The organism is Rhizobium sp. AN68 (assembly GCF_030758035.1).
GTDB classification, from domain to species: Bacteria; Pseudomonadota; Alphaproteobacteria; order Rhizobiales; family Rhizobiaceae; genus Agrobacterium; species Agrobacterium tumefaciens.
On the sequence record NZ_JARWMI010000002.1, the window covers coordinates 1,952,617 to 1,964,455 of the forward strand.

Genomic DNA, 11,839 nt, shown 5'->3' on the forward strand with positions numbered 1-11,839 from the left:
TCGCCATTCTTTCGCCATCAGGCAGCGCGGCGCGCCGGATAAGGATGTGGAGGTCCTCCGGTTGAAACGCCCGCCACCTGTCGGTTTGGGAGGACTGGCTCATGAATATTCGTGCTGTTGCCGCAGATGAGGCGACGCGTGTGCAGGCTATCATTGACGACTGTCTGCATATGGAAGGGCCAATGCTGCCCATCCTGCACAGGGTGCAGGAAGAATTCGGCTATGTGCCTGATAGCGTCAAACAGGTGATCGCCCTGGCCCTCAACGTATCGCGTGCCGAAGTGCATGGTGTTGTGAGCTTCTATCCCGATTTCCGCGACCATCCCGGCGGGCGCCATGTGCTGAAGCTCTGTCGGGCCGAGGCTTGCCAGTCGATGGGCTGCGAGTCTCTTGCCGACACCATCAAGGGGAAACTTGGTCTCGACTGGCACCAGACGGCAAAGGATGGCTCGGTCACACTCGAGCCGGTCTTCTGTCTCGGGCTCTGCGCCCAGGCACCCGCGCTGATGCTGGATGGCGAGGTTCATGCCAGAGTGGATGAGCACTGTCTTGGCAACATTCTGGCGGAGGTGTGTCGATGAGCGTGACCGTTTTCGTGCCTTGCGATTCCGCAGCACTCGCCGTTGGTGCTGACCGCGTTGCCGAAGCAATCCAGAGTGAGGCCGCGGCCCGCAATCTTGATATTCGCCTTGTCCGCAACGGTTCGCGCGGCCTGCTCTGGCTTGAAGTGCTGGTAGAGGTCGACACCCATCATGGCCGCGTTGCTTATGGACCAGTCAAAGCTTCTGATGTTTCCGGGCTGTTCGATGCGGATTTTCTTGATGGCGGCGATCATGCGCTCTGTCTTGGGTTGACCGAAGAAATCCCTTTCCTGAAGAATCAGACGCGCCTGACGTTTGCGCGCTGCGGCGTGACCGATCCGCTTTCGCTGGAAGACTACCGTGCCAACAAGGGCATGAAGGGGCTGGAGAGAGCCGTTGCACTCACCCCCGCGGAGATCGTCAAACAGGTCACCGATAGCGGCCTTCGCGGACGGGGTGGCGCCGGTTTTCCGACCGGTATCAAGTGGAAAACCGTTGCGGATGCCACCGCCGATCAGAAATACATTGTCTGCAATGCGGATGAGGGCGACAGCGGCACCTTTGCCGACCGCATGATCATGGAAGGCGATCCCTTTGTCCTTATTGAGGGCATGGCCATTGCTGGCCTCGCGGTTGGTGCAACGAAGGGCTACATCTACACCCGCTCCGAATATCCCCATGCCGTTAGGACGATGGAAAAAGCCATCGACATTGCCCGGCGAGAAGGGGTTCTCGGCGCGTCTGTGCTGGGTTCGGGTCGCGCGTTCGATCTCGAGGTGCGCATGGGCGCCGGAGCCTATGTATGCGGTGAGGAAACCTCGCTGCTCAACAGTCTCGAAGGCAAGCGCGGCACGGTGCGCGCCAAACCGCCGCTTCCCGCCCTGCAGGGGCTGTTCGGCAAGCCGACGGTAGTCAACAATGTCATTTCTCTCGCTTCGATCCCTGTGATCATGGATCGCGGCGCGGCGTTCTACCGGGATTTCGGCATTGGTCGTTCGCACGGCACAATCCCGATCCAGCTTGCCGGAAACATCAGACATGGCGGACTTTACGAGACCGCTTTCGGTCTGCCGCTCGGGCAATTGGTCAACGAAATCGGTGGCGGCACCATTACTGGCCGGCCGGTCAAGGCGGTTCAGGTCGGCGGCCCATTGGGCGCTTATTTCCCGGTGTCGCTGTTTGATACGCTGTTCGACTACGAAGCATTTACCGCTGCAGGCGGCCTGATCGGTCATGCCGGCATCGTCGTCTTTGACGACACCGCCGATATGCTGCGCCAGGCGCGTTTTGCCCTGGAATTCTGTGCCGTCGAAAGTTGCGGAAAGTGTACGCCATGCCGGATCGGTTCGACACGCGGTGTCGAGACGGTGGACAAGATTTCCCTTGGAATAGAAGCAGAGCGAAATACGGCGCTGCTTGAGGATCTCTGCGAAACCATGAAGTTCGGTTCGCTCTGCGCGCTAGGCGGTTTCACGCCTTATCCCGTGATGAGCGCGCTCAGGCACTTCCCGCAGGATTTTGCACCCATCCCACGTGTCGAAGCGGCGGAGTAAGACCATGGCCCTTATATCTGAAATCGACTACGGAACACCAAAATCCACCTCGACAGAGATGGTCACGCTAACGATAGACGGCCGCGAGATCACCGTGCCGGCGGGAACGTCCATCATGCGTGCTTCGAGAGAAGCGGGCATCGATGTTCCCAAACTCTGCGCCACCGATATGGTCGATGCCTTCGGTTCCTGTCGCCTCTGTCTCATCGAGGTGGAGGGCCGCAATGGCACCCCCGCCTCCTGCACCACGCCAGTGGCGGCCGGTCTTGTCGTCCACACCCAGACGGAACGCCTGAAGCAGATCCGCAAGGGTGTGATGGAGCTTTATATCTCCGACCATCCGCTCGACTGTCTCACCTGCGCCGCAAATGGCGATTGCGAATTGCAGGATATGGCTGGCGCCGTCGGCCTGCGTGACGTGCGTTACGGGTATGATGGTGACAACCATGTGAAGGCCCGTGCCGGCGATGGCGACCTCAACGCCAACTGGATGCCCAAGGACGAGAGCAACCCGTATTTCACCTACGATCCGTCAAAGTGCATCGTCTGTTCCCGCTGCGTGCGCGCCTGTGAGGAAGTGCAGGGAACGTTTGCCCTGACGATCGAAGGGCGCGGCTTTGAAAGCCGTGTTTCGCCCGGCGCCCACGAGGCATTTCTTGATTCCGAATGCGTTTCCTGCGGCGCCTGCGTGCAGGCCTGTCCGACGGCGACGCTGACTGAAAAATCGGTGATCGACATCGGCCAGCCCGAACATTCGCTGGTCACCACCTGCGCTTATTGCGGCGTCGGCTGTTCGTTCAAGGCGGAGATGCGCGGCGAGGAGCTGGTTCGCATGGTGCCGTGGAAGGACGGTCAGGCAAACCGTGGCCATTCCTGCGTCAAGGGTCGCTTTGCTTATGGTTATGCCAGCCACCGCGACCGTATTCTCAACCCGATGGTCCGCGAAAAGATCAGCGACCCGTGGCGCGAAGTGACTTGGGACGAGGCATTTGCCCATGTCGCCTCCGAATTCCAGCGCATTCAGGGAACCTATGGCCGCGAATCCATCGGCGGCATCACCTCGTCTCGTTGCACCAATGAAGAGACCTTTCTGGTCCAGAAGCTCATCCGTGCCGGTTTCGGCAACAACAATGTCGATACCTGCGCCCGCGTCTGTCATTCGCCGACAGGTTACGGGTTGGGGCAGGCGTTCGGCACCTCTGCCGGAACGCAGAATTTCGATTCCGTCGAACATTCGGATGTTGTCCTTGTCATCGGCGCCAACCCGACGGACGGGCACCCGGTGTTCGGCTCACGCTTGAAGAAGCGGCTGCGCCAGGGCGCCAAGCTGATCGTCATCGATCCGCGCCGCATCGATCTCGTTCGCACGCCGCATGTGGAGGCGTCGTTCCATTTACCGCTGAAGCCCGGAACGAATGTTGCCGTGCTGACAGCCCTTGCCCATGTCATCGTTACCGAAGGATTGTTCGACGAGGCCTTCATCCGCGAGCGTTGCGACTGGTCGGAATTTGAGGACTGGGCCGCGTTCGTGGCCGAACCGCAGCATGGCCCGGAGGAAACCGAAAGCTTCACCGGCGTACCCGCCGAGGAGCTGCGTGGTGCCGCCAGGCTCTTTGCCAAGGGCGGCAATGGCGCAATCTATTACGGGCTTGGCGTTACCGAACACAGCCAGGGTTCCACGACCGTCATGGCGATTGCCAATCTTGCCATGGCGACCGGCAACATTGGTCGCCCCGGTGTCGGCGTCAATCCGTTGCGCGGCCAGAACAATGTGCAGGGTTCCTGCGACATGGGTTCCTTCCCGCATGAGCTTCCCGGTTATCGTCATATATCCGACGATGCCACCCGGGAAATATTCGAAAAGCTCTGGGGCGTTACCCTCAACAACGAGCCGGGGCTGCGCATCCCCAACATGCTGGATGCAGCCGTTGATGGCAGTTTCAAGGGCATCTACATTCAGGGCGAAGACATCCTCCAGTCGGACCCGGACACCAAGCATGTTTCAGCCGGTCTTGCCGCGATGGAATGTGTTGTCGTGCACGACCTGTTCCTGAACGAGACGGCGAACTACGCGCATGTCTTCCTGCCGGGTTCCACCTTCCTCGAAAAGGATGGCACGTTCACCAATGCCGAACGCCGCATCAATCGTGTGCGCAAGGTCATGTCGCCGAAAAACGGCTATTCGGATTGGGAGGTCACCCAGAAGCTGGCTCAGGCCATGGGGCTGAACTGGAACTATACGCACCCGTCGCAGATCATGGATGAAATCGCCGCGACGACGCCGAGCTTTGCCGGCGTTTCCTATGACTATCTGGAGAGCAGAGGCTCGGTGCAGTGGCCGTGTAACGAAAAATTCCCGGAAGGCTCGCCGATCATGCATGTGGACGGGTTCGTGCGCGGCAAGGGCAAGTTCATCCGCACCGAATATGTGGCGACGGACGAGCGTACCGGCCCGCGCTTTCCGCTGCTGCTCACCACCGGCCGCATTCTGTCGCAGTACAATGTCGGCGCGCAGACACGGCGCACCGAAAACGTCGTCTGGCATGAGGAGGATCGTCTCGAAATCCATCCGCATGATGCCGAACAGCGTGGCGTCAAGGATGGTGACTGGATCAAGCTCGCCAGCCGTTCGGGCGATACGACGCTACGGGCGCTGATCACCGATCGCGTTGCGCCGGGGGTGGTCTATACCACCTTCCACCATCCGGGCACGCAGGCAAACGTCATTACCACCGACTACTCCGACTGGGCGACGAACTGTCCGGAATACAAGGTAACTGCGGTTCAGGTCTCGCCCTCGAACGGGCCGACCGAATGGCAGGAAGGATATGACGCGCTCAGCCGCCGTTCGCGGCGGATCGCAGGCAAGCTCGAGGCGGCCGAATAGTCGGGGCCGGGGCAATCCCGGCTTTTTGAAAACGTGAACGTCGTCCGTCAGGCGGCGCGGGGAAAACAGCCATGTTGCTTAATCACACCGACGAAAAACTGGTGAGAATGGCGAACCAGATCGCGACTTTTTTCCTTTCCCAGCCGGAGGATATCCGCGTTGAGGGGGTCGCCACGCACATTAACAAATTCTGGGAACCCCGTATGCGCAAACGGTTTTTCGAGATGGTTGATGCCGGTGCCGGGGAGTTTTTGCCGCTGGTGCTCGCAGCAGCGCTCAAGATCAAGAGGCCCGGGGTGCCCGCCGCCGATGCGGTCGGGCTTGGCAAGGATGCCACGGGAACGCCGGAGGGCAAGGGCGTTGCTGCAGGCGAGTCCTTGTCCGAGCCGAGCATTCCCGAAACCACGTAAAGCCAGGCGGTAACACGCCGCAAACAGGTATTGCCGGATGGGGGACCTCCGGCGATCTCGGTAACGCCCGGTCGATGCGGCCAATGCGGGCGTATCATGGTTGTCCAGACATTCACGAGGGAGGTAGTGTCGATGGCAGTAGCAGGCGTATCTGCGGGAGGGCCGGCGCAAGCCGGGGTTCTGGACCGCGAACGGATCATAGCAAAACCGGGCTTCAACCGCTGGCTGGTGCCGCCGGCGGCTCTGGCCATTCACTTGTGTATCGGCATGGCTTACGGCTTTAGCGTCTTCTGGCTGCCGCTGTCCAAGGCATTGCCGGCAACGGACCCCAGTTGCTCCAGCCTCACCCTTGTCGGGGCGCTGTTCACCACCGAGTGCAACTGGCGTGTGGCCGATCTTGGCTGGATCTATACGCTCTTCTTCGTCCTGCTCGGATGCTCGGCGGCGATCTGGGGCGGTTGGCTGGAAAGGGTCGGACCGCGCAAGGCCGGTTTCGTTTCCGCCTGCTGCTGGTGCGGCGGCATTCTGGTTGCAGCGCTTGGCGTGATGACGCACCAGCTCTGGCTGATGTGGGTCGGGGCAGGTGTCATTGGCGGCGTTGGTCTTGGTCTCGGTTACATCTCGCCGGTCTCGACATTGATCAAATGGTTTCCGGACCGGCGCGGCATGGCAACCGGCATGGCCATCATGGGCTTCGGCGGCGGTGCAATGATCGGCGCACCGCTTGCCAATCTGCTCATGAACACCTTCAAGACGGATACTTCAGTCGGTGTCTGGCAAACGTTCGTCGTCATGGCATTGATCTATTTCGTCTTCATGATGGCGGGTGCCTTCGGTTACCGCATTCCACCGGCGGGCTGGCGTCCGGAAGGCTGGACGGCCCCGGCGGCCAAAAGTGCCATGATCACCAATCGTCACGTTCATCTGCGTGATGCGCACAAGACGAAGCAGTTCTGGCTCATCTGGGCGGTGCTGTGCCTCAACGTGTCAGCGGGTATCGGCGTGATCGGCATGGCATCGCCAATGTTGCAGGAGATTTTCGCGGGTTCGTTGATCGGTCTGCCCGGCGTTGGTTTTGCGGACCTCAATATCGAGCAGAAAGCATCGATCGCCGCCATCGCGGCCGGGTTCACGGGCCTGCTGTCGCTGTTTAACATCGGTGGCCGCTTCTTCTGGGCTTCCATGTCCGACAAAATCGGCCGCAAGAACACTTACTTCTGCTTCTTCGTGCTTGGCATCATTCTTTATGCGCTGGCCCCGACGCTGGCAACGATGGGTTCCAAGGCGTTCTTCGTTCTTGCCCTCGGCATCATCCTGTCAATGTATGGCGGCGGCTTTGCAACCATTCCCGCCTATCTTGCCGACATCTTCGGCACGCAGTTCGTCGGCGCGATCCATGGCCGCCTGCTGACGGCATGGGCAACGGCGGGTATCGCCGGGCCTGTTGTCGTCAACTATATCCGCGAAGCACAGATTGCGGCCGGTGTCGCGCCGGGTCCCGCGCTCTATACCAGCACCATGTACATCCTGGCGGGGATGCTCGCGATCGGCCTCATCGCCAACGCGTTTGTCCGGCCGTTGCCGGAGAAATGGTTCATGTCCGATGCTGAGGTTGCGACACTTCAGGCCAAGACTGCAGCCGCCAATGCAGGGCCCACCGGTTCCTTCGGTATCGGCAGGGGTGGCTTGGACGCCAAGGCCGCACTGGCCTGGGCAGCCGTCGGCATACCGCTTCTCTGGGGCGTGTGGGTCACGGTCAAAAGCAGCCTTGTGCTGTTTGGCTGATTGCGGCAAGCATCAGATCGTCCGGGCAGCCCTGTGGCTGCCCGGATTTGTTTTCAGGCCTTGAGTGACAGGCGGGCATTCTCGAAGGGCAGGCCGTCATCGTCAGTCGACCTGCGCGAGACTTCAAGGAAGCCGAGCGAACGGTAAAACCGCATCGCCTGCTCATTGGCGGTATAGACCTCAAGCGACAATTCACCCTTGAGATCAAGCGCGTGGGCGATGAGCCTGCGCCCGATACCCTTGCCCTGTTGTGCCGGTGCGACGAACAGGCCTCCGATGAAACTGTCGAGCAGGCTGATGAAGCCGACAGGGTCACCGGCCTGCGTTGCGACGAAAGTCTCCGATAGCGGCAGATAGGTATCTTCGATCAGTCTTTGCTGCTCGCGCAAACGCTGCGTGCCGATAAAGGGATGTGCCAGCAGCGAGGCATCGAGCCAGATGCGTGACAGGATTTGCGTATCCGCTGCCGCGTCAAACGGCCGGATGTCGATAGATTTGATATTCATGGAAATTCCGCAGAATTAGACATGCCAAAGGGTCAGCTCCGTTTTCAGAGCCGGCTGAAACCGCGATGGGCGGTCAGATTTTCAACCTCTGCGCATAAATCTCCCTGCTTCGAAACCTGTATTTAACGCTGCTGCGCATCAGGGTCAACAAAGGGAAAGGCGGGCTTTCCTCAAGCTCCTGCCGGCAGGGCCAGCGAACAGGTAAGCCCGCCATTTTCGCCGCGCTCCAGCCTGATGCTGCCGCCATGAAGCTCCACAAGTTCCTTGACGATGGTAAGACCGAAGCCGTCACCCGGAACGGTCTCGTCCATGCGTCTGCCCGGCTGGAAAGCCTCCGAAATCCGGTTGTCCTCGATGCCCTGTCCATCGTCCGAGATCACGATCCAGACGTCGCGTCCGGTCTTTTTCGCGGAAATACAAACCGCGCTTTTGGCCCATTTGAATGCGTTGTCGATGATATTGCCAACGATCTCGTCCAGATCCTCAGGCGTGACATGCAATAGCAACTCGGGGTCCACATCGACTGTTGCGACAATCCCCCGGTCGGCATGAATACGCGACATGATATCAACGATATCGTTGATCCTCGGTTTGAGGGCGGTCACCGTGGCCGTGCCGCCTGCTGCGGTCTTGCGGGCTCTAGCCAGATGGTGGCGGATGCGCTGGTCGATCCTGTCCACCAGCGCACGCATTTCGCGATCCGGGTCGTTGGTTTCGTTGAGCGCAATGTAGAGGCTTGTCACCGGGGTTTTCAGACCATGGGCGAGATTTGCAAAGTGCAGACGTGTTTCCGCAAGCCTCTCGATATTCTGCTCCACGAGACGGTTGATTTCGCCCGAGGCGGGACGCAGTTCCTCGACATCTGCCTCCGGCAACCTGTCGAGTGTGCCTGCCGAAATCGAGGAAATATCGGCGGTGAGTTGCCGCAGTGGTCGCAGACCATATCTGACCTGCAGGAAAATACCGCCGACGAGGCTCGCGCCCAAGAGGGTCATGGCAGTTATCAACCACAGAAGCGCGCTGCGGGCGGGTGCAACCAGCGCGAATTGCGGCGCCGTGGCAGTGATTTCGACGAGGCGCTGTCCGACCATGGTTTGAATGGATCTGAGATAGAGCTTCTCGCCGTGAAAATCGGCATTCGCGCCGGGACGAGGGCCGTGGCCCATCATTTTGCGCCATTCGAACGGGGAGGGCGGGTTGGTTATGGTTTGCCCCGCGAGCGACCGAGAGACGATAGCTACACCCTCGCCGGTGATCTGCCAGTACCAGCCGGAGCCGCGCCTGTCGAATGGCGGGCCGTCCAGCGCGGCGTTGAGTGTCACGCCGCCGCTTGCGCTGCCGGAGAGCGCGCTCCGCAATCCCTCTATCTGCGTGTCGAGCCGTTGGTCGATCTGTTCACGCACCACGCCGGCAACAATGAGATAGAGTATGATCGAGGCGACGATCACGGTCGCGGTTACGAAAACCACGGAAAAAACCGTGAGGCGGCGCGAGATCGACGAACCCGGAATGGCCGAAAACTCCCTCATGGCTCTGCCTTCAGCATGTAACCGCGCCCGCGAACGGTCTCTATATGCCCGGCACCGATCTTGCGCCGCAGGCGGGCAATGATCACTTCGATGGAATTGGAATCCACTTCCGCATCGCCCTCATAGACCCGTTCGATGAGTTCGCGGCGGTCGACCACCACTTCCTTGCGCAGGATGAGGCAGGAGAGGACCCGCCACTCCAGCGCGGTCAGCTTCAGCGGCAAGCCGTCCTGTTCGAAGGTTCCAAGCTGCGCATCGAAGATGAGCGAACCGCAGGTGATGGCGGAGGCGGCGTGGCCGGTGGCGCGGCGAACGAGTGCACGCAGCCGCAGCACCAGTTCTTCTACCTTGAATGGCTTGGTAAGAAAATCGTCTGCTCCCGCTTTGAAACTCGCCACCTTGTCCGGCCATCCGTCACGCGCGGTCAAAACGAGCACGGGCAGGTTCCGCTGCGCCGCCCGCCATGATTTCAGAACCGATACGCCATCGATTTTCGGTAATCCCAGATCGAGAACGGCCACGTCGTAAAGTTCGGTAAGCCCGGCATGTTCGGCATCCTCGCCGTTCTGGGCGATGTCGACGACAAAATTTTCCGCCCGCAGGCTGGTTGCGATGCGCCGGGAAAGATCGGTATCGTCTTCAACGAGAAGTATGCGCATGGTCCTGCCGTTTCGGTTTCCTGGGCGGTGTTTTAACTAGGCCCGGAAGGCTTAACTCAACCTGAACCACAAGGTTCAGGCTGCTGGTGGTGCCTGGCAGGTAAAAAGGCCCTGTCAAACAAACAGGAGACCACCATGTCCCACTCTGAAGAGAATAACGAAATCGCAGCACCGAAGGCCACTTCTGACACTCCCGTGCCGCCGCACCGGAAACATCGCCGTAAAACCGCAGCTTTCGCCTTTGCGGCCGTTGCCATGCTGGCCGTTGGGGCCGCTGCCGGAGCCGGTGCGGTGAAGCTGACGCAGCCGACGCCCGAGATGGCGCCGATGACGCCCGTTGCCATTTCCACCGTCAAGGAAGGAAATCTCGTGACCCTGAAGGGCAAGGTCGCCGAGATTTTCGGCAACAAGTTCATTGTTCAGGATGATAGCGGCCGCGCACTCATCGATACCGGCCCCGAGGGCGACAATGGGAAGGTCGTGACTGTCGATGAAGCGGTCAGCGTTCAGGGCCGTTTCGACAGGGGTGTCCTGCGGGCAAGCTATGTCGTCCGTCAGGATGGCAGTATCGAGGCACTAGGACCGGCAGGCCGTCCGCCGCATCATGGTCCTAAAGAGGATATGATGCGCGGGCCAAAAGGCGAAGGCCCGATGGGCGAGATGATGCCTCACCCCAAACCCTGATATTGGGGCCTGATCTGCGCCAGACGGCGCGGGCTCGAAGACGATAACCGTCCCGAGCCCGCGCCGCCGTTTTTATTAGGTTTAGCCCGCACGCTTCAACTGCAGACGCGAGACACCCGCAGCGATGTTAACGCCGGTGCCGACTTCGGCGCTGAGCGGCTGAAGCGCGAAGTTCTTGGCATTGCCGCCGATCAGTGCATTGGCGCCCAAGCCCACGCCGACCGATGCGGCAGCGGAGGCACCAACATAGTTGCCGCTCAACGCACCGTCACCCACGCGGCTGGCTGCGGTGTTCAGCACGATCCAGCTCATATAGGTCTTGCCGGTTACGCCGATATCGAGACCGAGCTTGCCGATCGTGCCGGTATAACGCTCGGTCTTGCCGGAGCGCTGGCGAAACTCGCAGGCCACGCTCTTGCTGGAGCCGACCACAAGGCCGATGCCGCCGGCAATTTCGCACGACAGGGTGCCGACGCGTTCCTTCTGCGCGGTTTCCATGGGGCGCTTTGCATTGTGCTTCGTTTCGGCTGAAGCAATCGGGGCAAGGGCCAGGGTTGCAATCGCGGTTGCGAGAACGAATGTCTTCATTGTTTTTCACTCCTGTTGTTATTCGCTAGATGGATGCGCCGGGACGGCGTCTCCAGATAGGTGCAAGGCCGCTGCCGTATCGCCAGATCGGCGATGATGGGCCGCGACGCGAAACATTCTGCGATGATGACCGCATGTTCGAAGGCAGAGAGTGTTTCCACCTCTCCGGAGAGCACGATACGGCCCTCCACGGAGGTGACGGAGATCGAGCTTTTTTCCTGCCCGTCCGCATAGGCGATCACGGCTTGCAACGCGGCGCACAGGCTGATCTCCTGGGGATCGCAGCTTGACACCTGGTTTGCATCGCACGAGAGCATCATCGTGAAACCTCCTGCCTTGAACATAGATGGTTCACTTGAGAACTTTGTTGACGGCGTCCTTTGCCTGTCCGAGCTTCTCCTGCGCCTGGCCAGCCAGTTTCTCGGCCTTGCCTTCTGCCTGAAGCTTGTCGTTGCCGGTGATCTTGCCGGCTGCTTCCTTGATTGTGCCCTTGGCTTGACGGGCGATACCTTCGATACGGTTATTGTCCATGACGAACTCCTTCCATCGTTAGAGGGTGCCGCTGTTGGTAGCGGCATGATGGTAAGGTAGTTCGGGAAAATCACAGTTTGCAGAGCAATAGCTACTAGTTGAACTGGTACAAACTGACCTATTTTC

Annotated in this window: 12 protein-coding genes; 6 read left to right on the top strand and 6 right to left on the bottom strand. The window is 60.0% G+C overall.

Annotated features, from left to right (window positions below):
• The first annotated feature begins 101 nt into the window (after positions 1-101).
• The 5 genes from RBH71_RS12290 to RBH71_RS12310 all read left to right on the top strand — a co-directional run bounded on the left by RBH71_RS12290 (position 102) and on the right by RBH71_RS12310 (position 7,216).
• On the top strand, positions 102-581 hold the full coding sequence (locus RBH71_RS12290; RefSeq protein WP_323687327.1) for a formate dehydrogenase subunit gamma: 480 nt from the start codon (positions 102-104) through the stop codon (positions 579-581).
• Positions 578-2,134 carry a formate dehydrogenase beta subunit gene (locus RBH71_RS12295; RefSeq protein WP_111803125.1) on the top strand — a complete coding sequence of 519 codons (1,557 nt, stop codon included), beginning with the start codon at positions 578-580 and terminating at the stop codon, positions 2,132-2,134. Before RBH71_RS12290 ends, RBH71_RS12295 begins: the two co-directional genes overlap by 4 nt.
• 4 nt (positions 2,135-2,138) lie before the next feature.
• Positions 2,139-5,021 (top strand): formate dehydrogenase subunit alpha, encoded by a 2,883-nt coding sequence (gene fdhF / locus RBH71_RS12300; protein WP_065660325.1) that lies wholly within the window; start codon positions 2,139-2,141, stop codon positions 5,019-5,021.
• 71 nt (positions 5,022-5,092) lie between these two features.
• Entirely contained in the window at positions 5,093-5,431 is a 339-nt protein-coding gene (locus tag RBH71_RS12305; RefSeq protein ID WP_019566726.1) for a formate dehydrogenase subunit delta, read from the top strand.
• Between the two features lie 132 nt (positions 5,432-5,563).
• On the top strand, positions 5,564-7,216 hold the full coding sequence (locus RBH71_RS12310; protein ID WP_013761061.1) for an OFA family MFS transporter: 1,653 nt from the start codon (positions 5,564-5,566) through the stop codon (positions 7,214-7,216).
• A 53-nt stretch (positions 7,217-7,269) separates the two neighbouring features.
• Here RBH71_RS12310 and RBH71_RS12315 read toward each other — a convergent pair whose 3' ends face one another.
• The 3 genes from RBH71_RS12315 to RBH71_RS12325 all read right to left on the bottom strand — a co-directional run bounded on the left by RBH71_RS12315 (position 7,270) and on the right by RBH71_RS12325 (position 9,910).
• Positions 7,270-7,722, bottom strand: a complete 453-nt coding sequence (locus RBH71_RS12315) for a GNAT family N-acetyltransferase (protein WP_323687328.1) — start codon at positions 7,720-7,722, stop codon at positions 7,270-7,272.
• Positions 7,723-7,892: 170 nt separating this feature from the next.
• The gene (locus RBH71_RS12320) at positions 7,893-9,251 is read right to left on the bottom strand and encodes a HAMP domain-containing sensor histidine kinase (RefSeq protein WP_323687329.1); all 1,359 of its coding nucleotides are present in this window, start codon (positions 9,249-9,251) and stop codon (positions 7,893-7,895) included.
• Positions 9,248-9,910 carry a response regulator transcription factor gene (locus tag RBH71_RS12325; RefSeq protein ID WP_013761058.1) on the bottom strand — a complete coding sequence of 221 codons (663 nt, stop codon included), beginning with the start codon at positions 9,908-9,910 and terminating at the stop codon, positions 9,248-9,250. Before RBH71_RS12325 ends, RBH71_RS12320 begins: the two co-directional genes overlap by 4 nt.
• A gap of 135 nt (positions 9,911-10,045) precedes the next feature.
• Between RBH71_RS12325 and RBH71_RS12330 the strand changes: the two genes are divergently transcribed.
• Positions 10,046-10,594, top strand: coding sequence for a hypothetical protein (locus RBH71_RS12330; protein WP_112199190.1), 549 nt, complete (start codon positions 10,046-10,048; stop codon positions 10,592-10,594).
• Between the two features lie 81 nt (positions 10,595-10,675).
• Here the strand turns inward: RBH71_RS12330 and RBH71_RS12335 are convergent, their stop codons facing one another.
• The 3 genes from RBH71_RS12335 to RBH71_RS12345 are packed head-to-tail and all read right to left on the bottom strand — an operon-like array spanning position 10,676 to position 11,713.
• Entirely contained in the window at positions 10,676-11,182 is a 507-nt protein-coding gene (locus RBH71_RS12335; protein WP_013761056.1) for a DUF992 domain-containing protein, read from the bottom strand.
• A complete protein-coding gene (locus tag RBH71_RS12340) occupies positions 11,179-11,502 on the bottom strand; it encodes a BON domain-containing protein (RefSeq protein WP_004431370.1) in 324 nt (107 codons plus the stop codon). The genes RBH71_RS12335 and RBH71_RS12340 overlap by 4 nt, the downstream gene beginning before the upstream one ends.
• A gap of 31 nt (positions 11,503-11,533) precedes the next feature.
• Positions 11,534-11,713: a CsbD family protein gene (locus RBH71_RS12345; RefSeq protein ID WP_004431371.1), complete on the bottom strand. Its 180-nt coding sequence runs from the start codon at positions 11,711-11,713 to the stop codon at positions 11,534-11,536.
• Positions 11,714-11,839 lie beyond the last annotated feature (126 nt).